This window comes from Amycolatopsis sp. NPDC051758, assembly GCF_044453095.1.
In the GTDB taxonomy this organism is placed as follows: Bacteria; Actinomycetota; Actinomycetes; order Mycobacteriales; family Pseudonocardiaceae; genus Amycolatopsis.
Window position 1 is genome coordinate 314595 of the sequence record NZ_JBITCJ010000006.1, and the last position, 22157, is coordinate 336751.

A 22157-nucleotide genomic window follows, 5' to 3' on the forward strand; every position below is an offset into this window, starting at 1 on the left:
GTCCCGCGCCCAACACGGCGTTGCGGGGGCTGGGGGCCGAACACGTCACCGCAGGCCACGACTGCGCCGAACGAGTGAGTTCACCCTTCGGGGAAGATCTTTTCGATGCCCCAGGCATTCCGCGCGGGGCTGGTCCGGTTGTGCCGCAACGCCCCCGCGGGTCCCGCCGGAGAGGTCGCCGCCGGCGGGCCCGGTGTTACCGCGCCCGCTTCCGCCTGGCCCCACTGCGAAGCGGCGTCCGGACACCCTCCGGAGGGGCCGCGATCCCCGATCGCTGCGCGGGATCGGGCCCCGGGTGGGCTCCGACACACGCCGGGAGGGCCCGCTCCGGCGTGTCGGGCGAAAAAGTCTTCAAAGGGGCATCGGGTCCTATATGGACGACCACTGTGGACGGCACTGTGACAGGGTTTTGCCTGCTCAGAGCCATGGTCGAAGTCCGGGTCCGGTAGGTAAAGGCATCCGGTGGGGGCCGCCGAGAGGGCGGAACCCGCCCCCGTACAAGGAAATATTTCGACCCCCGGTTGGATTTTGTGCGGTATTGGTAATACCGTGTGCAGTGTCGGCCGAGATGGGCCGTGTACGAGTAGTTCCACTATGGAGGACTGGAATGACGAACAAGGCCCAGCTGATCGAGGCGCTGTCGGAGCGTCTGGGCGACAAGAAGGTGGCTTCGCAGGCCGTTGACGGTCTGGTGGACATCATCATCCGGACGGTCAACAAGGGCGAAAAGGTCAACATCACCGGCTTCGGTGTGTTCGAGAAGCGCGCCCGCGCCGCTCGCACCGCGCGCAACCCGCGCACCGGTGAGGCCGTCCGCGTGAAGAAGACCAACGTGCCCGCCTTCCGCGCCGGCACCACCTTCAAGGACGTCATCTCCGGCTCGAAGAAGCTGCCCAAGGCCACCCCGGTCAAGCGCGCCACCGCGGCTGCCACGACCACGCGTGCGTCGGTCGCCAAGGCTTCCGCCCCGGCGAAGACCACGAGCACGCGGGCCACCACGCCCCGCGCGGCTGCGGCCAAGCCGGCCACCGCCCGCGCGACGGCCACCCGGACCCGCGCCACCGCGGCGAAGCCGGCCGCCAAGGCCACCGCCACCAAGGCGGCCCCGAAGACCGCGGCCAAGGCTCCCGCCAAGGCCACCGCGGCCAAGACCACCACCACGCGGGCCAAGGCCGCCGCCAAGCCGGCCGCGACCAAGACCGCCGCCGCGAAGAAGCCGGCCGCTGCCAAGGCCCCGGCCAAGCGCACGTCGGCTGCCAAGAAGAAGTAGCTCCACCTCGAACGCCGGAAGGGCCCCGCACACCACGTGCGGGGCCCTTCCGGCGTTTAAGGGTCTCACCGGTGAACACCGTTTCCTCACCACGGTTCGCCGGCCGGTCGCAAAACCGGAACCGGTCCCGCGACCGGACCACCGGGCCGCGTGGACCGCTTTCCGGGAGCCCGCCACCCGACGGGGTGAATACGGCCCCGCGCAGAACTCCGCGATTCACGGCCCGTGGTTGCGTCAGCGCCCGGCGGGGTAGCCGAGGACGAGGAAGCCGCACCACGCGCGGCACGGCACCGGGCAAGGAGCAACGATGACCGAGCACCAGAACCGGCCGGAGGATCCCGACGCGGAACTCGCCCGGACCCGGCAGAACATCAAGGACGCCAAAGAGGCGGCCAAGGAAGCCGATCTCGCCGACCCGCCCGAAGGCGACACCGCCGAGGCGACGGCCGCGGATCAGCCCGCTCACCAGGGCGAGCAGGGCACCACACCGTCGTAAGCCGGTCACGAGCCGGGAGGTCCCGCGCGGCGGCGGGCTTCCCGGCTCACCGGTTCCCGCGGGGATTCCGGCGCCATTTCCGGTCCGGCGCGAGGTGTGTTCAACACGAAGTCGTGGAGAATTGCCGTGCCGATCCCGGAGTGGATACACTCCACCGAAGAACGACGACCATTGTGCAACTTGTCACACGTCGTGTTCTCGGACGCACATCCAGCTGAGGAGCATTCCCGTGGCCCAGAAAGTCCTTGTCGAGATCCTGGACGACATCGATGGCAGCACCGCCGCCCAGACCGTCCAGTTCGGTCTCGACGGTGTCACCTACGAAATCGACCTGTCGGACGAAAACGCCACCGCACTGCGCGACGAGCTCGCCCGGTTCATCGGCGCCGGCCGCCGCATCGGCGGCCGCAAGGTCCGGGTCGCGACCGGCCAGTCGACCACGACCAGCACCACCGACCGCGAGCGCAACCAGCAGATCCGCGCTTGGGCCAACTCCAACGGCTACGAGGTCTCCGAGCGGGGACGCCTGTCCTCCGAGGTGATCGCGGCCTACGAGCAGGCCCAGGTCGAGGAAGCCGAAGCGCCCACGCCGGCCCCGCGCAAGCGCGCGCCGCGCAAGAAGGTCGCCGCCGCCAAGAAGTAGCGGTGGTGGCCGCGCGGATCACTGGGGAGAGATCACGGCAGCCGGCCCGTTGGCGGCAAGGGTCCGACACCCTCGCCGCCGACGGAGGCTCGCTCCCCGCTCGTACCGGCCCGGCTACCACTTTTCCGTCGAGCCGGCCGCAGGTTTTCCACCGGCCTCACGAATTGCCGGGGACGGACTCACGGATCCGAAAAGGGCCTCTCAGGCCGCGTCCCACCGGCGTCCGGCGAGCAGGTTCGTCACCCACCGGAACGCCGTTGCGCAGAGCACGGCCTCGGTCCCTCGCAGGTGCGCGACAACGTCGTCGTCACGCCAGAGCATCAACGCGACCGCGTCACCCACGGTCGGCGTCAGCCCGACGACCCAGCGCCGCCCGCCCAGGTCGAGGGTGCGCTCGGCGGTGATCCACCGCCCACGCGAGCCGGCCACCGTCCACGCCGACATCCGGGCGAGCTCGGCGACCGAGGCCACCTGCGGCTCCGCGGTCCGGTCGTTCATCGCCCCACTCTCGCACAGGTCGAACAGCAGGAAGACGCACCAGGCCGGCGTTCAGTGGACGGCCTGCAGCAGCTCGGCCACCTCCCCCGCCGACGGCAGGCGCGGCGCGTTCTTGGTGACAGCGTCGGCGACCGCGTCCGCGGCGATCCCGGCGATGTCGTCGCGGGCGACCCCGAGCTCGCGCAACGGGCGCTTGATCTCGATCGCCCCCGAGATCTCCCGGACCGCCTCGATCGCCGCCACTGCCCAGTCGTCCGCGGGCGAGACGTGCAGCGCGCGGGCCGTCACCTCGTAAGCCGCCGCGGCGGCCGGGGCGCTGAAGGCCATGACCTCCTCCAGCACGGCGGCGAGCGCGACGCCGTGCGGAGTGCCCGTGTGCGCGGTCAGCGCGTGCCCGATGCCGTGGACCAGTCCGAGCCCCGACAGCGTCAGCGCGTGGCCGGCCAGGTGTGCGCCGAGCATCAGCCCGGCGCGTGCCTCCAGGTCGCCGCCGTCCCGGTAGGCCACCGGAAGCCAGCGCCCGACCAGGCCGATCGCCTGGGTGGCGTAGGCCGCCGAGAACGGCGTCGAACCGCGTGAAGCGAGCGACTCGATGCCGTGCACGAGCGCGTCCAGGCCGGTGGCCGCGGTGACCTTCGCCGGCAGGCCGAGGGTGAGCTCCGGGTCCAGCACGGCGATCCGCGGCTTCACCGACGGGTGTCCGATGTAGACCTTCCGGCGCGCGCAGACGTCTTCGGTGACACCGAAACCGTTGGTTTCCGCGCCGGTGCCCGCGGTGGTGGGCACGGCGATCAGCGGCAGGCCGGCCCCGGCGTCCCACAGCCGGTCCGCGTCCGCCGCGGCGGCGTCCGGGTTCCCCGCGAGCAGCGAAATGCCCTTCGCCGCGTCCAGTGCCGAGCCGCCGCCGAGAGCGAGCACGGCGGCGTCACCGAACGCGCGCAGGCGGGCGGCGCCGCGGTCGAGCTCCGCCGTCGACGGGTTCGGGCCGACGTCCTCGTGGACGGCGTGCTCGACCTCGGCCGCCGCCAGGATCTTCTCGATCCGCTCGACGATCCCGGTGGCGCGCAGGCCGCGGTCGGTGACCACGAAGACCCGGCGATGCCCCAGGGTTTCGACGAAGCCCGGCAGTTCGGTCACGACGCCGGGGCCGTACTCGGTGCGGCCGGTCGGCTCGACGGACAGGCGCATGCTGGTCTCCTTCACGCGGCCGGAACCGATCTTCATGCTAACTCTCCGGAAGGTCGAGCCAAGTGGTCTTCAGGGCGGTGTAGGCGTCGAGGGCGTGCAGCGACTTGTCGCGACCCGCGCCGGTCGCCTTGAAGCCGCCGAACGGGGTGATCACGTCGCTGGCGTCGAAGGTGTTGATCCACACCGTGCCGGCGCGCAGCCGCTTGGCGACCCGGTGCGCCGTGGTGACGTCCCGGGTCCAGACGGACGCCACCAGGCCGAAGTCGGTGTCATTGGCGAGGCGGACACCTTCGCCGGGTGAACCGTCGTAGGTCTGCACGGCCAGCACCGGGCCGAAGACCTCCTCGCGGGCGAGCGTCGAGCCGGGCCGGACGTCGTCCACGATGGTCGGTTCCAGCGTCAGGCCGTCGTGTCCGCCGCCGTGCACGATCTTGCCGCCCTCGGAACGGGCGGTGCCGAGGTGACCGAGGACGCGGTCGAGCTGGACGTCGTCGACGAGCGGGCCGAGCACCGTCGCCGGGTCGAGCGGGTCGCCGGTCCGGAACGTCTCCTCGGTGATCTTGACGATCTCGGTGAGCAGCTCGTCCTTGAGCGCGGCGGGCACGACCAGCCGCGAGCCGGCGTTGCAGGTCTGGCCGGCGTTGTAGAAGATGCCCCACGCCACCGCGCAAGCCGCGGCGGACAGGTCCGCGTCGGGCAGCACCAGCTGCGGTGACTTGCCGCCGGCCTCGACCGCGACCTGCTTGCCGTTGGACTCCCCGGCGTAGACCTGGAACAGCCGCGCGACCTCGGCCGAGCCGGTGAAGGCGATCTTGTCCACCCCGGGGTGCCGGCCGAGCGCCTGCCCGGCACCTTCGCCGCGCCCGGGGACGACGTTGAGGACACCGTCCGGCAGCCCGGCCTCGCTCGCCAGCCGGGCCAGCAGCAGGGTCGCCAGCGATGTCTGTTCGGCGGGCTTGAGCACCACCGAGTTGCCGGTGGCCAGGGCCGGGCCGAGTTTCCAGGACGCGATCAGCAGCGCGTAGTTCCACGGCACGACCGCGCCGACCACCCCGAGCGGCTCCCGCGTGATCCACGCCAGCGCGTTCCCCGGTGCAGGGGCGACTTCGTCGTAGGTCTTGTCGATCGTCTCGGCGTACCAGGCGATCGTCTCGGCCGCCTTGGCGACGTCGACACGCTGCGACTCGCTGATCGGCTTGCCCATTTCGAGGGTGTCGAGCAGGGCCAGCTCGGCGGTGTTCGCCGTGATGGCGTCGGCCCAGCGGAGCAGGATCCGCTTACGCTCGCGCGGTGGCAGGTCGCGCCACCGGCCGTCTTCGAAGGATTCGCGGGCCGCACGCACGGCCCGGTCGACGTCTTCGACGCTGCCGGCCGGGATGTGGGCCAGCACCCGGCCGTCACGGGGTGAGACGCTCGGGAACGTTGTGTCCGAAGTGGACTCGATGAACCGGCCACCGATGAACGGCCGCGTCTCGGGTGAAAGCCTTTCCGCGGCCGCCACCCAGTCCTGGTGGGTCAGATCCGCCACCGCCGCACCGCCTCCTCGTCCAGTTCGATCCCCAGTCCGGGCCGCCGCGGGACTTCCAGCTCTCCGGCGGTGTTGATCATCACCGGCTCGCTCAGCATGAAGTCGCGGCGTTCCGGAGTCCACCCCGGCGGGTCCCAGGGGAACTCGAAGAACGGCCCGCCGCCGACGCCGGCCGACACGTGCAGGTTGGCCAGCACACCGATGCCGTTGGTCCAGCTGTGCGGGGTGAACGCCCGGTGCTTCAGCTGCGCGAGCTCGGCCAGGGTGCGGGCCCGGTGCATGCCGACGGCCAGCACGACGTCCATCTGGTAGACGTCCAGCACGTCGTTTTCGAGATAACGCAGCAGCTCCGGCACCGAGTGGTGCATCTCCCCCGCCGCGATCCGCACCCCCGGGTTCTCCGCCCGGAGCGTCTTGAATCCCTCGACGTCGGCGTACGGCAACGGCTCTTCGACCCAGAAGACGTCCAGCTCGGCGAGCCGCCGCACCAGTTTCCGGGTCGTCGCCAGGTCGGACGCGGGAGCCGTGTCGCCGGCCATCCGCCAGGACTGGTTGAGGTCGACCATGATCTCGAAGTCCGGGCCGAGCGCGTCACGCACCGCGGCCACCGTGGCGACGCCGGCGTCGACGCGGTCGCGGTCGATCCGGATCTTCATCGCGCGGAATCCGGCTTCCCGCGCCCGCAGCGCGGTCTCGACCCGCTCCTCCGGCGGCTTCAGCTCGGCCGAGGAGGCGTACGCGGGCACCGACCGGGCCGAGTTCCCGAACAACGTCGCCACCGGCAGCCCGGCGACCTGGCCGATGATGTCCCAGAGCGCGACTTCGAGCGGCCAGTAGGCGCCACCGTGGAAGTTGGCGGTTTCGATGGCCTTGACGTGCCGGACGATGTCGAGCGGGTCTTCACCGAGGAACAGGTGCTCGACGGCTTCGAAGCCGGCCATGGTGTCGCCGGACCCGATGCCGGTGACCCCTTCGTCGGTGTGGACGCGCACGATCGTGGCGTCGAAGTGCCGGCGCGGGTCCGGGTCCCAGGCCGCGTTGAGCGGCGGGTCGAGCTTCAGCCGCAGCCGGTCGAGGGTGACGGCGGTGATCTTCACCGGGCCACCGCCGCAGTGGACACAAAAGTCATGGGTGCTCCAGGTCGAGGGGTGCGGCCTGGTTCGACGGTAAGAGCACCCGGAATCGGCGGGCAAGCAATCGCAACACCGGTTGCGCCGGCGCCAACTCCCCGTCTTGCTATTTTCCGGTGGTGAACAGCTCGGCCGGCGGCGCCCGGCACCCGGGCCACGGCCTCCGCCGCGACCTGGACCTGCTGGAGGCGCTCGCGTCCCCCGAGGCCCAGCGCGCCGGTGAGCTGGGCGTCGTCCGGCTCGCCCAGCTCACCGGCCGCGAGAAGAGCCAGGTTTCGCGGGCCCTCAAGGCGCTCGCGGACGAGGGTGTGGTCGAGCGCGACCCGGACACGCTCGGCTACCGGCTGGGCTGGCGGCTGTTCTCCTTGGTCGCCCGCACGGTCGAGGACCGCCTGGCCCGCGCGGCCGAGCCGGTGATGCGCGAGCTGTCGGCCGACCTCGAGGAGACCAGCCATCTCTGTGTGCTGCGCGACCAAGAGGTCTTGACGCTGCTGTCGGTGTCCGGTCATTCGTTCCGCGTCCACGGCTGGGAAGGCCGCGGTGTCCCGGCGCACTGCACGTCGGCCGGCCGCGTGCTGCTGCTCGACGCCACACCCGACGAGCTGTACGTGCGGTTCCCGGCGTCCACGGACCTGCCCGAGCTGTGGGCGAAGATCCAGCAGTCCCGCCGCGACGGTTACGCCCGCGTCCACGAGGAGTTCGAAGCGGGACTGGCCGGCGTCTCGGCCCCGATCCGCGACTTCCGCGGCCGGGTGGTGGCGGCGCTGAACATCTCGGCACCGGCGTCAAGACTCGGTTCACGCCTGGACTCGGCGGGCCGCACCACGGCCGAGGCAGCGGCCCGCGTGTCGGCCCACCTCGGCTGGGACGCCCGCCCGAAACCACCACCGGCCGTCCGCCTCACCTGATCAGCGCCGAGCTGAGCTTCGAGGACCGGAGCTGTCCGCATTTGCTGTCACAGTGGGACCCGTCAACCGGCCACGACCCACGGAGAACCCACGATGAGCCGACACGTCCAGGTCACGTTCGACGCCCACGACCCGCGAGCGCTTTCGTCGTTCTGGCGCGACGTGCTGGACTACGTCCACCCGGCACCTCCCGGCGTGGAAGTGCCCGAAGGCGCCGACCCGCTCGCCGCCTGGGACGAGTTCCTCGCGCGCATCGGCGTGCCGGAAGACCAGCGCAACACCCGATCCGCCATCGAAGACCCGGACGGCCGGGGTCCGCGCCTGTTCTTCCAGCAGGTGCCGGAGGACAAGACCGCGAAGAACCGCGTCCACCTCGACGTGCGCGCCGCCCCCGGCCTGCAGGGCGAGGAGCGGATGGCGGCCCTCGAAGCCGAGTGCACCCGGCTGGTGGCCCTCGGCGCGGCACGCGTGCGCCGCTTCGAGCCCGAACCCCCGCTCAGCGGCGGATTCATCGTGATGACCGACCCCGAGGGCAACGAGTTCTGCCTGGACTGACCACGACCGGCCGCGAGCCGAGCCTGCGAATGGCCAAGCCGACCTCGGGTGCCATCACGACGCGGGCAGCAACCGAGGTCACCATCCGGACGGTGTGCGGAGGTCTACAGCTGCCCTGCGGCGACCTCGTGAATGATCCCCAGGCCGTCCTCGTCGTCCCACTCCTCGCCGATCTCGACAAAGCCGTACTGCGACGCCAGCTGGTGGGAAGCCAGGTTGTCGGGGCTGATGGTGACCCGGACGGTGCGCACTCGTGGCTCGTCGGCGGCTCGGCGCAGCAGGGCTTCCAGCGCCGCACGGGCGTAGCCGCGGCGCCGGTGCACCGGTTCGACGGCGTAGCCGATCTCCACCATCCCCGACGGGTCGGGAGGGCCGTGGTAACCGGCCCGGCCCACGGCCAGCTGCCGCAGTTCGTCCCAGATGACGCCGGTGACCCAGGCCGCGCTGGCCGGGTCTTCTTCCACTTGCCTGCTGCGCATCTGCCACACCCCGCGCCAGTCCGGGCCGGCGAAGTAAGCGGAGACGGGGACCGGACTGACCGCGTTCGCCGCCGCCAGGTCGCCACGTGCGAGAGCGTCGAATGCCGGACCGGTCAGGTGCACGATCCGTACTTCCGGCCTCATGCGATCGATCATGAGGCAACCCTTGCACACTGACCGGGCGGACGTCGGACGTTCCCGGCATCCGCAATTCGGCTCTTTAAGAATGGGCGGCAGGACCGGGTCCGGCCAAGAAGGTCGTGGCGTGGGCGGCGGCGAACACCACGCGGGGCCGCGCCCCCACTCCGTCTTCACCGGCGTCGCGCCCTCATAGCCCGCCTGGCTCCTCCCGGTCCGCACGTGTCCGAGCCGAGGTCAGCAAGCTCAGACTTCCCGCTCCACCGGGATACACGGACGCTGGTTCACCAAGGTTCACCACATTTCCGAAGTATTTCACACACCTTCCGAACCCTGGACAACGTGAAGCAGACGAGCGACGATTGCCGCCACGACAAAGCGATCACCCATTCCCCGAAGGACCAAACCTCGCTGCTGCAGTTAGCGCTAACATGCATTGCGCCGCTCCCACTGATGTCGGGTCAGTGGGCGCCCGTCCCCGCTACTTCCCCAGGCAGTACGGCACATCCGCGGCGGCACCCCCTGCCCTTTTGCCGTTGCCCCGAACAACGGAGTCACTCATGCCCGGAAACACGGGAAGGCACCGCATCTCCCGGCGAACCAAGATCGCGACCGGCGTCCTGGCACTCGCCGTGGCGGCCGGTGCGCTCGCGGTTTCGACCACGTTCGGCGAACCCGGCGAGGCCAGCGCCGACGAAGCCGACCCCGCCCTCTACATCGACATCCTCAAGGTCGCGCCGAACAACGCCGAGCCCGCGAACTCCCGCGGCGCGTCCACCGGCACCTTCACCGTGGACTGCGGCCGCAACGAGAACGGGCACTTCAACCCCGACAACTTCATCGCCCAGCCCGGCATCCGCAACGGCGCCCAGCACCTGCACGACTACGTCGGCAACCTCTCCTCCAACGCGGACTCGAACAACAAGAGCCTCGACGCCGCCGGCACGACGTGCAAGAACGGCGACAAGTCCGCCTACTTCTGGCCGGTGGTGCGCATCGACACCGGCGACGAAGAGAAGAACCCGCCGGCCCAGTCCCCCGACGGCGACCGCGACCAAGCGGCCCAGGCCGCCACCACCCCGGTGATCACCTGCCCGGACGTCGCCAGCAAGCTGCCCGACGTCCCCGACTCCGCGATGGCCGAGATCAACCGCAACCTCGACCTGCTCGACACCCAGATCGACGAAGCCAACCAACGACTGGTCAGCACCCAGGGCCAGGGCGGCCCGAACTTCGTCCAGAACGCCATCCTCGGCCCGCTCAAGGACAAACGCGTCGCCACCATCGACCGCATGGCCATCGCCATCGGCCGCACCGCCGCCAAACCCCAGGGCCTCGACGCGCTCGCCCCCTGCACGCTCAAAGAGCAGGCCGGCACGGGTGGAAACAGTGCGAGCAACGGTGGCGGGGCCCCCGGTGGCGCGGTGGCTCAGCAGATCACCTGCCCGGACGTCGCGAGCAAGCTCCCCGCCGTCCCGGCCTCGGCCAAGGCCGAAGTGGACCGCAACCTGCAGCTCCTGAACACCCAGATCCAGGAAGCGAACAACCGGCTCGCCACCAGCCAAGGCCAGGGCGGCCCGAACTTCGTCCAGAACGCCATCCTCGGCCCGCTCAAGGACAAACGCGTCGCCACCATCGACCGCATGGCCATCGCCATCGGCCGCACCGCCGCCAAACCCCAGGGCCTCGACGCCCTCGCCCCGTGCACGCTCGGGCAGCAACCCGGTACCGGCGGCGGGGAGACCAAGCCCTTGCCGGGCGCGGACGAGAACAACGAACTGCCGGACAACGACGGCGAGATCCAGCGCCCGGCGAAGGCCGGCATCACCTTCCGCGGCAGCCCGGCCGGCCAGGTCACCGCGATGCCGAAGTTCCTGCGCGTGCTCACCGGCGACGCGAAGCCGTCGGTCAACGGCACGAAGAACACCCGGGCGGCGTGGACCTGCACCGGCTTCGAGAACCGGCTGACCGACAAGTACCCGATCTGCCCCGACGGCAGCAAGGTCGAACGGATCCACACCTTCCCCAGCTGCTGGGACGGCAAGAACACCGACAGCGCCAATCACCGCACGCACATCGTCTTCCCGGACAAGGCCGGCCGGTGCGCGCCGGGCTTCACGGCGGTGCCGCAGCTGCGGATCACCCTCGTCTACGACATCCCGCACGACATCCAGGTCAAGAAGCAGTACAAAGTGGACTCCTTCCCCGACGAGAACCACAACCCGCTGTCCGACCACGACGACTTCGCCAACGTCATGTCCCAACGCCTCATGAACCAGGTCGTCAACTGCATCAACCGCAACAAGACCTGCACCGCCTGAGCCGGGCAGCGGGCGCCCGCCGTGACATCCATCCCCCACGGCGGGCGCTCTCCGCTGCCATCGCTCAGCGGTCCTGGTCGGCGCGTTTCCCCCACGAGGCCGTGGCCGAGCACTGCGGATCGACCAGCCGGAGGAAACAGGTCTCCAGGTCGTCCTGTTCCACGGCGAGCCGGGTGGGTGGGCAGCCCGCGGTGACGAGCCGGGTCGCGATCTCGTCGGGGTGCCGGAGCGCGTGGTCGCCGGTGAGGGTGAGTCCGCCGTCGTCGTCCTCGTCCGCGGGATGGCCTGCCGCGCGCAACGCGGTCACGGCTCGGGCGCGGTCTCGTACCGCGATGCGCAGCCGTGGACGGGCCTGCGCGGTCAGGTCGGCGGTGCTGCCTTCCCAGCTGAGCCGTCCCCGGTCCAGCACGCCGACCCGGTCGGCCAGGCGGGCGACTTCGGTGAGGATGTGGCTGGACAGCAGGATCGTCACCCCGTCTCGGTGGGCGAGGTCGTGCAGCAGGCTGCGGATCTCGGCGACGCCGGCGGGGTCGAGACCGTTGGCGGGTTCGTCGAGGATCAGCAGCTCGGGCCGGTGCAGCAGCGCTTTGGCCAGGCCGAGGCGTTGCTTGTTGCCCAGGGAAAGCGTTTGCGCGCGGTGCCGGGCGTGGGGTTGCAGGCCGAGCCGGGCGATGACGTCGGTCACGGCCTTCTCGTCGCGCAGGCCGCGTAACCGGGCCACCACCTGGAGGTTTTCGGTGACGGTGAGTTCCGGGTACGCGGAGGGGGTTTCGACGAGGTAGCCGACCTGGGCCCAGACGGCGTTGCGGCCGGGCTCGACCTGTTCCCCGAACAGCCGCACCTGGCCACGGGTGGGGCGCAGCAGGCCGAGCAGCATCCGGATGGTGGTCGTCTTGCCCGCCCCGTTGAGGCCGAGCAGTGCGTAGATTTCCCCGGGTGTGACACGCAGTGTCAGCTCGTCCACGGCCAGGACGTCGCGGTACCGCTTGGTCAGGTCGACAGCGTCGATCGTCATGGGAAGCCTCGTTTCGCGCGCGGAAATATGGCGCCGACCAGGCTTCCCGGCACACCGGGGGTCACTCTACTCCTGCCGGACCCCGAACTGTCCTCAATGGACTTCGGTGGCTTCTTGTTCAGCGAGCACGTCCGGGAAACCGAATGTCGTGACCAGCGCGGGATCGTGAAATTTGATCACGCGGGAGACGCCGGTGGCGGTCGGGGCCAGCACCACGGCGCCGTCGGCCCGGAGCGTGCCGTGCGCGTCCCGGTGGTACACGACGGCCGCCGGCTGGCCGTTGGCGGTGGTGGCGATCATCCGCCAGTCGCCCCGCTTCCCCAGCACGTACGCAGCCAGCACGTGGACGCACATCGCCCGGCCGGCCTGCCAGTCGCGGAACGGTGTCGCCTCCAGCGTGGCGTCGGCGCGCAGCACCTGTTCCAGCAAAGCAGCGTCGGAGCGCTCGAACGCCGCGATGTAGCCGTCGAGCAGCGCCCGCGCCCGCTGGTCGGCCGGTTCGAGCAGGCGCTCGGGCGCCGGCTCCAGTTCGTCCAGCCGGGCACGAGCGCGCTGAAGACCGCTCTTCACCGCCGCGGTGGTGGTGTCGAGGATCTCCGCGGTCTCGGCCGCGGAGAACGCCAGCACTTCGCGCAGGAGGAGGATCGCCCGTTGCCGGGCGGGCAGGTGCTGCAAGCTCGCGATGAGCGCCAGCCGCAACGATTCGCGCGCGATCACCACCGCCGCCGGATCATCGGCGGGCGGAGTGATCCACGTGTCCGGCAACGGTTCCAGCCACGAGACCTCCCCCGGCACGACCGGAGCCGGCACGCGGCCGGGTTCGTCGCTCGAGCCGGCCAGACCCGACGGCAGCAGCCGGATCCGGCGCGGCTCCAACGCCCTCAGGCAGACGTTGGTGGCGATCTTGTAGAGCCAGGACCGGATCGACGACCGGCCCTCGAACCCGGAGTAGGACCGCCACGCCCGCAAGTAGGTCTCTTGCACCAGGTCCTCGGCGTCGTGCGCCGAACCGGCCAGGCGGTAGCAGTGCGCCAGCAGCTCACGGCGGAACCGCTCCGTCTCGGCCTCGAACCGATCTTGCTCCTGCGCCGCCCGCGCCGGCGGGCGATCAGACCTCATCGAGCCTCCGGATCATGCCGCGGAAGGTCAGGGGAACCCGTGGTGACAAGGATACGAAGGCTTTGTCAGGGCAGCAGGGCCAGTTTGCCGACGGTAGCCCTGGTTTCCAGTTCCGCGAGCGCTTTCGGGCCGTCGGCCAAGTCGTACGTAGTGGGCCGGCCGGGAGCCACCACACCGGCGTCGACCAGCGCGGACAGCTCCCCCATGACCTCGCCGAAGATCTGTGGCGCGGCCTGGATCACCACACCGATGTTGAATCCGATGACGTGGACCTGGTGCTTGTACACCAGCTCCCAGTTGGTGATCGGCGCTTCGCCGCCCGCGACGCCGTAGACGACGACCCGGCCGGTGACCCGCTTGGCCGCGGCCAGACCGGCCTCGAAGGTGGCGCCGCCGGCCGACTCCAGCACCACGTCGGCGCCGGCGCCTTCGGTCAGCCTCAGGACCTCGGTGGCGAGGTCGCCGCCGAGGGAGTCCAGGACGTGATCGGCGCCCAAGGCCAGTACGGTCTCGTGCTTGCCCGGCGAGGCGGTGGCGATGACCGTCGCACCGTAGTGCTTGGCCAACGTGACCGCGGCTTGGCCGGTCGCCCCCGCCGCGGCCTGGACCAGCACGGTCTGCCCGGCGGTGAGACCGCCCAGCGGCTTGAGCGCGGCCAGCGCGGTGGGCCAGTTCACGACCAGGCCCAGCGCCTCCTGCTCCGTCCAGCCGGCCGGCAGCGGCATCGCCGACGCCGCGGAAACCAGCATGTACTCGGCGAAAGCACCGTTTCCGACGCCGACGACGCGGGCACCCGGCTGCGGGCCGACAGCCGCCTCGCCCACGGCCACGACTTCACCTGCTGCTTCGAAACCGGCCAGGTACGGTGGCCGCGGGCCGTCCAGGAACGTGCCGTGGGCCTTCGAGATGTCGGCGAAGTTGACCCCGGCGGCGGCGACGCGGATCAGGACCTCGCCCCGACCGGGGACGGGCACCGGCGCGTCCGTGAGCAGACGCATGTCCTGCGGTCCGTCGAGGGAGGTCTGCTGCAACGCGCGCATGGTCGCGGGAGTGTCCATCGGCGATCGGCCTTTCGTTCTCGGCGTACCTGGCAAGAGGCGCGGCCCGTCGCGCAGGCCGCGCCTCTGTGCCAGGTAGATCCCGGCCACCGCCGAAAGGAATCGGCCACCCCCGAACCGGACGTGGAGCGCGGGAGGGGTGACCTCGGGCTGCCCCTACGAGCCGAGCAGCGGCAGCGCGGAAAAGGTGTGGTTCTGCCAGATCAGCCGGGAGGTCTCTTCCGGGTAGGCGGTGACCGCCGGTGGGGTGTCGAGGAGCTGAGTGAGGCGTTGCCGGTGGTCGTAGGCGGGCCAGCCGGGGTCGCCGTGGGTGGCGAACGCGGTCCATGCGGCGCGCATGAAGGTGGACAGTGCCGCTGCCTCGGGTGAGGGGCCTTCGCCGAGCAGCATGGCGGGCCGGCCGCGGTCCAGGTTGCCGAAGACGAGCGGCACGTCGAGGCCATGGCACGCGCCGAGGGCGGCGCCCATGCCCGGGGCGGGCCAGGTCAGTTCGTAGAAATGGGCACGGCCGCCGCCGGCGATCTGTGCCTCGGCGAGGTGGAGCGACGGCATCCGGAACAGCCAGTCCGAGTTGACCAGTTCGTGGAACTCGTCGGGGCCGGCGTCCGGGAATGCCTCGCGGTAGCGGCGTGCACCGTCCGGCCGGGAGCGAGAACATCCAGTGCGGTCGCCGCCTGCTCCGGGGTCACCTCGCCGAGGACGCCGGTGATCAGGTTGAACAGCCGTTGCTCGTCCCGGGTGTGGCCGACGATCAGCTCGATGTCCCGGCCGGCACCGTCGGCCAAGGCCTGCCACGGAGTGCCGGGCAGGACGTCGCCGTCGACCACGGGGGCGAACGGGATCCCCCGGTGCCCAGCCTGTCCCCAGCGCTGGGCCCACTGGCTGATCTTGGCGGTGACGTCGTCACCGGCGGCGGCCAGAACGGCCGGCTCCACCGCGGACAGGTCGGCCACGGTGGGTCGCAGCCCCAGTTCGGCAGCAAGGGCGGCGGCGATGTCAGCGGCGAGCTCCGTCGAGAACACCGTGCCCGGCACGCTCTGGGCGACGGCCCGGCGGAAGAGCCCGGCCGCACGGGGCATCACCATCAGCGCGGCGACCGACCCGGCACCCCCCGACTCGCCGAAGACCGTGACCCGGTCAGGGTCGCCGCCGAAAGCCCTGATGTTGTCGCGCACCCATTCCAACGCGGCCACCTGGTCGAGCAGGCCCCGGTTGGCGGGTGCCCCTTCGAGCTGCGCGAAGCCCTCGACACCCACGCGGTAGTTGAACGTCACCACCACGACGCCGCCGTCGCGCGCGAGGCGGCCGCCGTCGTACTCGGGGAGGCTGGACATGCCGAACGCGAAGGCGCCGCCTTGGATCCACACCATGACCGGCAGCCCCGCGCCGGGGACGGGCTCGGGCGAGAAGACGTTGATCGTCAGCCAGTCGTCGCTCGGCGCGTCCCGCATCAGCGCGTCCATGCCGAACGCACCGGCCTGTGGTGGCGGCGGGCCGAACGACACGGCCTCCCGCACCTCGCACCAGCCCCGTACCGGAAGTGGTGCGGCGAAACGCAGCGCGCCGACGGGCGGCTCGGCGAACGGGATGCCGCGGAAGACCGCGACGCCGGCTTCCCGGCTGCCTCGCAGGGGCCCGGCCGCCGCGCGGACTTCGGGCCGGGATGCGGTTGCAGTCATCACAACTTCCTTTCCGGGCAGGCCGAGTGCGATCACCGGGACTGTTCCGAGATCGGTGGTTCCGGCCGTGTCGGCGGCAACGCGCTACCAGTACGGAATTGGTGTCCAGGCACTTCCCGTTCACCGCGGTGGAACTCGACCGCCGCGCCGATCCTGTCGGGCGTCCCGCTTTCCCGGTGGTGACTCTGCCCGGCGAGTAACCTCGGCGTTCGAATCCCGGACGAATCCGCACGGCGGGGTCGCGGTGACCGGCCGGGAAACTTCGGCGTCAGGGGGTGTGCCGTGCCGTCGTCACGGCAACCGGTCGGCGGGTTCACGGCGCTGCCCGATCCCGGGCAGGCCGAGAAGCTCGATGACCTGGTCGAGCGACTGCGATCGTTGAAGGTCTGGGCCGGTGACCCGTCGTACCAGTGGATAACCAGCCGGGTGAACTCCGCGTGGACCGCGGCCGGGCGGCTGTCCGGTGAGCTGACCGGCAAGACCACCGTGGCGGACTGTTTCCGGCCGGGCCGGCGGCGGGTGAACGTCGACCTGGTCGTCGCGATCGTGCAGACCCTGCACCCGGACGCCGGCTATGTGACGCAGTGGCGGCAGGCGCTCCGCGTCCTCACCGGTGAGAGCCGGGCGGCCGCGCAGGTCAGGGTCCAGGACGCCCTCCCACCGGACCTTCCCGGCTTCACCGGCCGGGCCACCGAGCTGGGCCGGCTGCGGGCGGCGTTGCAGCACGGTGCCGTCACGGGCGAGCCTGTGGTGATCTCCGCGATCGCCGGCGCCGGCAAGACCCAGCTCGCCGTGCACGCCGGACACCTGCTGACCCGGGACGAGTTCGTCAACCGGGTGCTGTTCGTCAACCTGCGCGGGTTTCACCCCGACCCGGCTCAACCGCCGGCCGAGCCGGCCGCCGTGCTGGACGGCCTCCTGCGCTTGCTGGGCATGTCCGGCCAGCAGATCCCGTACGACCTGTCGGCCCGCAGCGCGGCCTACCGGGCCCGGTTGGCCGGCACCCGGACCCTGGTCGTGCTGGACAACGCCGCCGACGCCGACCAGGTCCACCCGCTGCTGCCCCGGACGCCGGGCTGCCCGGTGGTAATCACCAGCCGACGCGACCTGGCCGACCTGAATGCCACCACACGCCTGGCGATCGACGTTTTCACGCCCGACGAATCCGCGGCTTTCCTGAGCCGGACCACAACCGGGGTCCCCACCGGTGGCGACCCCCGGGCGCTTGATCGGATCGCCCGCCGCTGCGGTCACCTGCCCCTCGCGCTCGGACTGGTCACCGGACACATCCGGGACACACCTGGGTGGACCCTCACCGACCACGCCGACCGGCTCGACGAACGCCACCACCAGCGGCGCCTGGACACCGGCGTGGAACTGGCGTTCGACCTGTCCTACCAACACCTTCCCGCGGCCGGGCAGCGGTTGCTGCGGCTGGCGGCGCTGCATCCGGGCCAGGATCTTGACGATCACGCGGCTGCGGCCGTTGCCGACAGCGACCTGCCCACCGCCCAGGCCCTCCTGAGCCACTTGTGCCGAGACCACCTGCTGCACGAAGACGAGCCCGGCCGGTACACCATGCACGACCTGGTCCGCGCCTACGCCACCGGCCGGGCCGGCGACGAGGACCCGCCACCCGAGCGCCGTGCCGCCCTCACCCGGCTGTTCGACTACTACCTGGCCACCGCCGCCATCGCCGTGCACGCCCTGTATCCGGCCGAGCCGCACCGTCGGCCCCGGACGCCCTCACCTGGCACGCCCTGCCCGGACCTGACCGCCCCGGGTACCGCCCTCGCCTGGCTGGACACGGAACGCCCCATCCTGGTCGCCGTCGCCGCGCACACCGCCGGCCAAGTCTGGCCCACCCACACCATCCGGCTGTCGGCCGCCCTGTCCCCCTACCTCGCCAGTCGGTCCGTCACTGACGCCTCGGCAGTCCACGGCCACGCCCTGCAGGCCGCCCGTCACACCCGCGACCCGGCCGGACAGGCCCAGGCACTCGCCGGACTCGGCTTCACACAAGGACTGCTGAGCCGGTACGAGTCGGCCGCCGAGCATCTGCAGGAGGCCCTGCTCCTGTTCCGGCAGACCGGCGACCGGACCGGCCAGGCCCGCACCCTGGCCAGCCTCGGCGCCGTCGAAGAGCGGCTGGGCCAGTACCAGTCGGCCACCGAGCACCTCCAGGAGGCCCTGGCTCTCTGCGGGAAGACTGACGACCACACCGGCAAAGCCTTCGCACTCAACTGCCTCGGCGTGGTCGAGGCGTGTCTGGGTCGGTACCGGGCGGCCGCCGCCCACCACGAGCAGGCTCTGACACTCTGCCGGCAGGGCAGCGACCACAACGGTGAAGCCGGCGCGCTGCGCGGCCTCGGCACCGTCGAGGTGCGGCTGGGCCGGCACCGGCAAGCCGCCGACCACCTCCAGCAGGCCCTGGCCCGGTACCGGCAACTCGGTGCCCGCGTCGGCGAAGCCAGGACGTTGGACAGCCTCGGCACCCTCCACACCCGCCTCGGACAGCCCGCCCAGGCCACCGAACACCACCGGCAGGCCCTGGCCATCTTCCGCGCGACCGGCGACCGCGACGGGGAAGCCTGGGCGCTCAACGGCCTCGGCGAAGCAGCGCACGCCGACGGCCGGCACGCCGACGCCGCCACCCACCACACCACCGCGCAGGTCATCACCACCGACACCGGCGACGGCGACCAGGAGGCCCGCGCCCACGCCGGCCTCGGCGACGCCCTCCGCGCCCTCGGTGACCTCACCCAGGCCCGGCACCACTACCAGCACGCCCTGGCCCAATACATCGATCTTGGCACGCCTGAAGCCGAGCAGGTCCGCACCTGCCTTGCCTCCATCAACAACAACAGCTCCGCACAGCACTCCCGGACGCCGAAAGTTGCCTCCACGGAAGGACCTTTCCGTGAAGGCAACTAGTCCCGGAACGGACCTGCTCGTGTCGGATGGCGAACTTGCGTCCCTGGCGATATCCAGGGAATGGTCGACGTGCGACCGAAAGCATCTTCGCCAGTAGCCGCTCCGGATGGCGGAGCGACACGCAGAACGCCGAAAGGGCCCCGCACGTGGTGTGCGGGGCCCTTCCGGTGCGTTCGAGGTGGAGCTACTTCTTCTTGGCAGCCGAAGTGCGCTTGGCCGGAGCCTTGGCAGCGGCGGGCTTCTTCGCGGCGGCGGTCTTGGTCGCGGCCGGCTTGGCGGCGGCCTTCGCCCGCGTGGTGGTGGCCTTGGCCGCGGTCGCCTTGGCAGGAGCCTTCGCCGCCGCAGTCTTCGGGGCCGCCTTCGTCGCGGTTGCCCGGGTGGCAGTGGCCTTCGCGGCCGGCTTCGCCGCCGTAGCGCGGGTCCGCGTCGCCGTCGCGCGAGCGGTGGCCGGCTTGGCCGCAGCCGCACGCGGCGTGGTGGCCCGCGTGCTCGTGGTCTTCGCCGGAGCCGACGCCTTGGCGGTGGCCGCCCGCGTGGTGGTCGCAGCCGCGGTGGCGCGCTTGACCGGAGCGACCTTCGGCAGCTTCTTCGCGCCGCCGATGACGTCCTTGAACGTGGTTCCGGCGCGGAAGGCAGGAACGTTGGTCTTCTTCACCTTCACGGCCTCGCCGGTGCGCGGGTTGCGCGCGGTGCGAGCGGCGCGGGCACGCTTCTCGAACACGCCGAAGCCGGTGATGTTGACCTTTTCGCCCTTGTTGACCGTCCGGATGATGATGTCCACCAGACCGTCGACGGCCTGCGCAGCCACCTTCTTGTCGTCGCCCAGACGCTCCGACAGCGCCTCGATCAGCTGGGCCTTGTTCGTCATTCCAGTCCTCCATAGTGGAACTTCAGTCAGGCCCATCGCGGCCGACGTCACACAGAGTATTACCAGGAAGGCCCAAAATCCAAACAAGGTGACCGCGAACTCTGTTGTGTCGCACGAGAAACCGAACTCCACAAGCCAAGTCTCACGCATACGCGACCACACATGAAGACTCCTGACCTGCGCAAACAACCAGAGCGTCCATATAGGACACCACATTCATCGATCACTTGTTCGACTGAAATTCGTGCGAAGTCCAAGGGGCGCAACGAGTGGTCACGCCGGCCAGAACTGGATGAGCCAACGTTCAACAGCCCTCGCGAAGGTTGCTTCGTCCAGCCGTCCGGCCTCTTCACGATCACCACTGTGCACGCGTGCGTGGTAGCTGCCTGGGCGAGGCAACGGAAGAACCATCGGCGTCATCGCCGCCATGATCGAAAGCAGCCGGACACCACTGTCGAGCTCGCAGGCGAGGTCGAGCACCGAATCCCAGGCCCCTCCGTCCGCCGGCGGCTCTTCATCCCAGAGTTCCAAGCGCACAGCGGGATGGTGATCGGTGGCCGCGCTGTGCAGCAGCAACCCGCCGGGTCCACCGACGGCCACCCACGGTCCGCGGGGTACCGGCAATACCCCTGCCGGGCGCAGCATGCCTGACTCCTGAACCAGGAATTGACCGTATTCGACGACGATGCTGTCGTCGATCGCTTCGAGCAGCTGGGGCATATCTCCCCTTTCCCGGCGAGTCATTCTTTTGCACAGAAAGGATCGCGCGCACAGCGTAGTCGTAATTGCTGCGGGCCGCGTTCTCGTGCGTCGCGGCGAAGGGGGCGGCCGGCCGCCCTACGGCCGCCAGGCAAGGCTCGCACCCGCGGCGCCTGGACTGAGGACACGCTCAACAGCCATCGCCGAGCTGGACGCCGCGGACGAGAAGCCGGTACCGACCTCAGCCGGCTCGACGCGCAACCCTGCCTCGCCACATGAGCTCCCCAAGACGACGGGAGCCGCGGATAAGGATCTCCGACGCCAAGACGCCCACCACACCAAAAAGTCCGCCTGACCTGAGTCAGACGGACTTGAGTGGCAGCTGCTGGTACCCCCGATGGGATTCGAACCCACGCTACCGGCGTGAGAGGCCGGCGTCCTAGGCCGCTAGACGACGGGGGCTTAGGATCTTTCCCTGGTTTCCCAGGGGCTATTCTGTTTTTTCTTGCGGGAGAGAACTTACCAGAGGCGATTACTCGCCCTGCAGGGGGGTCACTCTCCGCAGCTGGGGTACCAGGACTCGAACCTAGACTAACTGGACCAGAACCAGTCGTGCTGCCAATTACACCATACCCCAGTGAGGTACCTCGCCGACCAGGCCGGTTCAGCACCGCACGAGAAGAAATACTAGAGCACGCCGTTCCGGACGGTGAACGCGGGGGTGCCACTGCCGCGCTGGACGGGGACGCCGATCATCGCGTACTCGGAAACCAGCAGCTCAGGCAACTCGGCGAGGCCGGCGACCGTGTGGACACCCTCGGGGGCGCGCTCGCCGATGGTGTCGCGGTCGAGCCAGACCGCGCCGAGGCCGGCGTCGCGGGCGCCGATCGCGTCGGTGTCGAGCTTGTCCCCCACGTGGACGGCCTGGGCGGGAGAGCAGCCCAGGCCGAGGCACACCGTGTGGAACATCACCGGATCGGGTTTCGCCACCCCGAGCTCGCCGGCGATGGCGACGTGATCGAAGTACGGGGCGAGGCCGAGGTCGGCGATCTTCTTTCTCTGGTGCACCCCCGAGGCGTTCGTCACCGCGGCGAGGAGCAGGCCCGCGGCGCGCAGCCAGTCCAGGCACTCGATGACGTCGTCGAACAGCTGCCACGAACTGTCGAGCAGTTCGCGGCGGCGGCGTTCGAACGACCGCACCTGCTCGGCGTCGGCGAGGATGCCGAGCTCGCCGAGGAAACAGTCGGTGCGGCGCTGGTGCATGGTCGCGTAGTCGATTTCGCCGGCGACGACCAGCGCGACGTGCTCTTCGGTGATCAGGTCCCACAGCGGCCACAGGTCACCCCGGCCGGTGAGGATGTGGAGGCTGCGGCGGATCGCGGCGGTGCAGTCGATCAGCGTGTCGTCGATGTCCAGGCACACCAGCCGGAGCTCCGGCGGCGCCCAGGGCTCGGGCGCCGCCTCGGCGGGGACGGTTCGCGACGGGGTCCGGGGTGCCAGGGCGAAATCCACCCAGTGAGGCTAGGGCAACCGCCGCGTTCGCGACGCTGCCAAAGAGGTGATTGCCGGTGACCCGTTCCGGCGCACCGGCTCTACTCCCAGTTGGCGAACCGTCTTCTTTCGGTTATCCA

The 22157-nt window shown here is 70.5% G+C and carries 20 protein-coding genes and 2 tRNA genes; 7 read left to right on the forward strand and 15 right to left on the reverse strand.

Annotated elements, in window-relative coordinates:
* Positions 1-607: 607 nt before the first annotated feature.
* The 3 genes from ACIA5G_RS28735 to ACIA5G_RS28745 all read left to right on the forward strand — a co-directional run bounded on the left by ACIA5G_RS28735 (position 608) and on the right by ACIA5G_RS28745 (position 2409).
* Positions 608-1270: an HU family DNA-binding protein gene (locus ACIA5G_RS28735; protein ID WP_395928617.1), complete on the forward strand. Its 663-nt coding sequence runs from the start codon at positions 608-610 to the stop codon at positions 1268-1270.
* A gap of 307 nt (positions 1271-1577) precedes the next feature.
* Positions 1578-1766, forward strand: coding sequence for a hypothetical protein (locus ACIA5G_RS28740; protein WP_395928619.1), 189 nt, complete (start codon positions 1578-1580; stop codon positions 1764-1766).
* Positions 1767-1995: 229 nt separating this feature from the next.
* Positions 1996-2409: an Lsr2 family protein gene (locus ACIA5G_RS28745; protein WP_395928621.1), complete on the forward strand. Its 414-nt coding sequence runs from the start codon at positions 1996-1998 to the stop codon at positions 2407-2409.
* Positions 2410-2610: 201 nt separating this feature from the next.
* Here ACIA5G_RS28745 and ACIA5G_RS28750 read toward each other — a convergent pair whose 3' ends face one another.
* From ACIA5G_RS28750 to ACIA5G_RS28765, 4 genes are read right to left on the reverse strand one after another with little or no spacing between them, the layout of a single operon-like run.
* Positions 2611-2907, reverse strand: coding sequence for a hypothetical protein (locus tag ACIA5G_RS28750; RefSeq protein WP_395928623.1), 297 nt, complete (start codon positions 2905-2907; stop codon positions 2611-2613).
* A 51-nt stretch (positions 2908-2958) separates the two neighbouring features.
* Positions 2959-4131: an iron-containing alcohol dehydrogenase family protein gene (locus ACIA5G_RS28755; protein ID WP_395928625.1), complete on the reverse strand. Its 1173-nt coding sequence runs from the start codon at positions 4129-4131 to the stop codon at positions 2959-2961.
* A gap of 1 nt (position 4132) precedes the next feature.
* Entirely contained in the window at positions 4133-5623 is a 1491-nt protein-coding gene (locus ACIA5G_RS28760) for an aldehyde dehydrogenase (protein ID WP_395928627.1), read from the reverse strand.
* Positions 5611-6720, reverse strand: coding sequence for a mandelate racemase/muconate lactonizing enzyme family protein (locus ACIA5G_RS28765; RefSeq protein ID WP_395928629.1), 1110 nt, complete (start codon positions 6718-6720; stop codon positions 5611-5613). The genes ACIA5G_RS28760 and ACIA5G_RS28765 overlap by 13 nt, the downstream gene beginning before the upstream one ends.
* A 152-nt stretch (positions 6721-6872) precedes the next feature.
* Between ACIA5G_RS28765 and ACIA5G_RS28770 the strand changes: the two genes are divergently transcribed.
* Together ACIA5G_RS28770 and ACIA5G_RS28775 are read left to right on the forward strand one after the other, a co-directional pair.
* On the forward strand, positions 6873-7661 hold the full coding sequence (locus ACIA5G_RS28770; protein ID WP_395928632.1) for an IclR family transcriptional regulator: 789 nt from the start codon (positions 6873-6875) through the stop codon (positions 7659-7661).
* Positions 7662-7754: 93 nt separating this feature from the next.
* Positions 7755-8216, forward strand: a complete 462-nt coding sequence (locus ACIA5G_RS28775; RefSeq protein ID WP_395928634.1) for a VOC family protein — start codon at positions 7755-7757, stop codon at positions 8214-8216.
* Between the two features lie 104 nt (positions 8217-8320).
* Here the strand turns inward: ACIA5G_RS28775 and ACIA5G_RS28780 are convergent, their stop codons facing one another.
* Entirely contained in the window at positions 8321-8839 is a 519-nt protein-coding gene (locus tag ACIA5G_RS28780) for a GNAT family N-acetyltransferase (protein ID WP_395928636.1), read from the reverse strand.
* Between the two features lie 554 nt (positions 8840-9393).
* On the opposite strand from ACIA5G_RS28780, the gene ACIA5G_RS28785 reads away from it, so the two are divergent.
* Positions 9394-11154 carry a DUF1996 domain-containing protein gene (locus ACIA5G_RS28785; RefSeq protein ID WP_395928638.1) on the forward strand — a complete coding sequence of 587 codons (1761 nt, stop codon included), beginning with the start codon at positions 9394-9396 and terminating at the stop codon, positions 11152-11154.
* 64 nt (positions 11155-11218) lie between these two features.
* On the opposite strand, the gene ACIA5G_RS28790 is transcribed toward ACIA5G_RS28785, so the two are convergent.
* The 5 genes from ACIA5G_RS28790 to ACIA5G_RS28810 all read right to left on the reverse strand — a co-directional run bounded on the left by ACIA5G_RS28790 (position 11219) and on the right by ACIA5G_RS28810 (position 16025).
* Entirely contained in the window at positions 11219-12169 is a 951-nt protein-coding gene (locus tag ACIA5G_RS28790) for an ABC transporter ATP-binding protein (RefSeq protein WP_395928640.1), read from the reverse strand.
* Positions 12170-12262: 93 nt separating this feature from the next.
* Complete coding sequence (locus ACIA5G_RS28795) at positions 12263-13288, reverse strand: RNA polymerase subunit sigma-70 (RefSeq protein ID WP_395928642.1); 1026 nt, start codon at positions 13286-13288, stop codon at positions 12263-12265.
* A 65-nt stretch (positions 13289-13353) separates the two neighbouring features.
* Positions 13354-14346 (reverse strand): zinc-binding dehydrogenase, encoded by a 993-nt coding sequence (locus ACIA5G_RS28800; protein WP_395928644.1) that lies wholly within the window; start codon positions 14344-14346, stop codon positions 13354-13356.
* Between the two features lie 156 nt (positions 14347-14502).
* Positions 14503-14898: a hypothetical protein gene (locus ACIA5G_RS28805; RefSeq protein WP_395928646.1), complete on the reverse strand. Its 396-nt coding sequence runs from the start codon at positions 14896-14898 to the stop codon at positions 14503-14505.
* Positions 14832-16025: a carboxylesterase/lipase family protein gene (locus ACIA5G_RS28810; RefSeq protein ID WP_395928648.1), complete on the reverse strand. Its 1194-nt coding sequence runs from the start codon at positions 16023-16025 to the stop codon at positions 14832-14834. The genes ACIA5G_RS28805 and ACIA5G_RS28810 overlap by 67 nt, the downstream gene beginning before the upstream one ends.
* A gap of 282 nt (positions 16026-16307) precedes the next feature.
* On the opposite strand from ACIA5G_RS28810, the gene ACIA5G_RS28815 reads away from it, so the two are divergent.
* Positions 16308-18959: a tetratricopeptide repeat protein gene (locus tag ACIA5G_RS28815; RefSeq protein WP_395928650.1), complete on the forward strand. Its 2652-nt coding sequence runs from the start codon at positions 16308-16310 to the stop codon at positions 18957-18959.
* Between the two features lie 184 nt (positions 18960-19143).
* On the opposite strand, the gene ACIA5G_RS28820 is transcribed toward ACIA5G_RS28815, so the two are convergent.
* The 5 genes from ACIA5G_RS28820 to ACIA5G_RS28840 form a co-directional block, all read right to left on the reverse strand.
* Positions 19144-19827, reverse strand: a complete 684-nt coding sequence (locus ACIA5G_RS28820; RefSeq protein WP_395929268.1) for an HU family DNA-binding protein — start codon at positions 19825-19827, stop codon at positions 19144-19146.
* A 273-nt stretch (positions 19828-20100) separates the two neighbouring features.
* Entirely contained in the window at positions 20101-20547 is a 447-nt protein-coding gene (locus tag ACIA5G_RS28825; protein WP_395928652.1) for a hypothetical protein, read from the reverse strand.
* 365 nt (positions 20548-20912) lie between these two features.
* Positions 20913-20988 (reverse strand) — tRNA-Glu (locus ACIA5G_RS28830).
* A gap of 103 nt (positions 20989-21091) precedes the next feature.
* Positions 21092-21163: transfer RNA gene (locus tag ACIA5G_RS28835), tRNA-Gln, on the reverse strand.
* Between the two features lie 50 nt (positions 21164-21213).
* A complete protein-coding gene (locus ACIA5G_RS28840) occupies positions 21214-21948 on the reverse strand; it encodes an HAD family hydrolase (protein ID WP_395929270.1) in 735 nt (244 codons plus the stop codon).
* Between the last annotated feature and the right edge of the window lie 209 nt (positions 21949-22157).

What these genes read in the sequence shown, in the direction of transcription:
- ACIA5G_RS28735 (WP_395928617.1), top strand. Translation starts at nt 608, where the DNA reads ATGACGAACAAGGCCCAGCTGATCGAGGCGCTGTCGGAGCGTCTGGGC.
- ACIA5G_RS28740 (WP_395928619.1), top strand. Translation starts at nt 1,578, where the DNA reads ATGACCGAGCACCAGAACCGGCCGGAGGATCCCGACGCGGAACTCGCC.
- ACIA5G_RS28750 (WP_395928623.1), bottom strand. Translation starts at nt 2,907, where the DNA reads ATGAACGACCGGACCGCGGAGCCGCAGGTGGCCTCGGTCGCCGAGCTC.
- ACIA5G_RS28755 (WP_395928625.1), bottom strand. Translation starts at nt 4,131, where the DNA reads ATGAAGATCGGTTCCGGCCGCGTGAAGGAGACCAGCATGCGCCTGTCC.
- ACIA5G_RS28775 (WP_395928634.1), top strand. Translation starts at nt 7,755, where the DNA reads ATGAGCCGACACGTCCAGGTCACGTTCGACGCCCACGACCCGCGAGCG.
- ACIA5G_RS28780 (WP_395928636.1), bottom strand. Translation starts at nt 8,839, where the DNA reads ATGAGGCCGGAAGTACGGATCGTGCACCTGACCGGTCCGGCATTCGAC.
- ACIA5G_RS28785 (WP_395928638.1), top strand. Translation starts at nt 9,394, where the DNA reads ATGCCCGGAAACACGGGAAGGCACCGCATCTCCCGGCGAACCAAGATC.
- ACIA5G_RS28790 (WP_395928640.1), bottom strand. Translation starts at nt 12,169, where the DNA reads ATGACGATCGACGCTGTCGACCTGACCAAGCGGTACCGCGACGTCCTG.
- ACIA5G_RS28795 (WP_395928642.1), bottom strand. Translation starts at nt 13,288, where the DNA reads ATGAGGTCTGATCGCCCGCCGGCGCGGGCGGCGCAGGAGCAAGATCGG.
- ACIA5G_RS28800 (WP_395928644.1), bottom strand. Translation starts at nt 14,346, where the DNA reads ATGGACACTCCCGCGACCATGCGCGCGTTGCAGCAGACCTCCCTCGAC.
- ACIA5G_RS28805 (WP_395928646.1), bottom strand. Translation starts at nt 14,898, where the DNA reads ATGCCGTCGCTCCACCTCGCCGAGGCACAGATCGCCGGCGGCGGCCGT.
- ACIA5G_RS28810 (WP_395928648.1), bottom strand. Translation starts at nt 16,025, where the DNA reads ATGACTGCAACCGCATCCCGGCCCGAAGTCCGCGCGGCGGCCGGGCCC.
- ACIA5G_RS28820 (WP_395929268.1), bottom strand. Translation starts at nt 19,827, where the DNA reads ATGACGAACAAGGCCCAGCTGATCGAGGCGCTGTCGGAGCGTCTGGGC.
- ACIA5G_RS28825 (WP_395928652.1), bottom strand. Translation starts at nt 20,547, where the DNA reads ATGCCCCAGCTGCTCGAAGCGATCGACGACAGCATCGTCGTCGAATAC.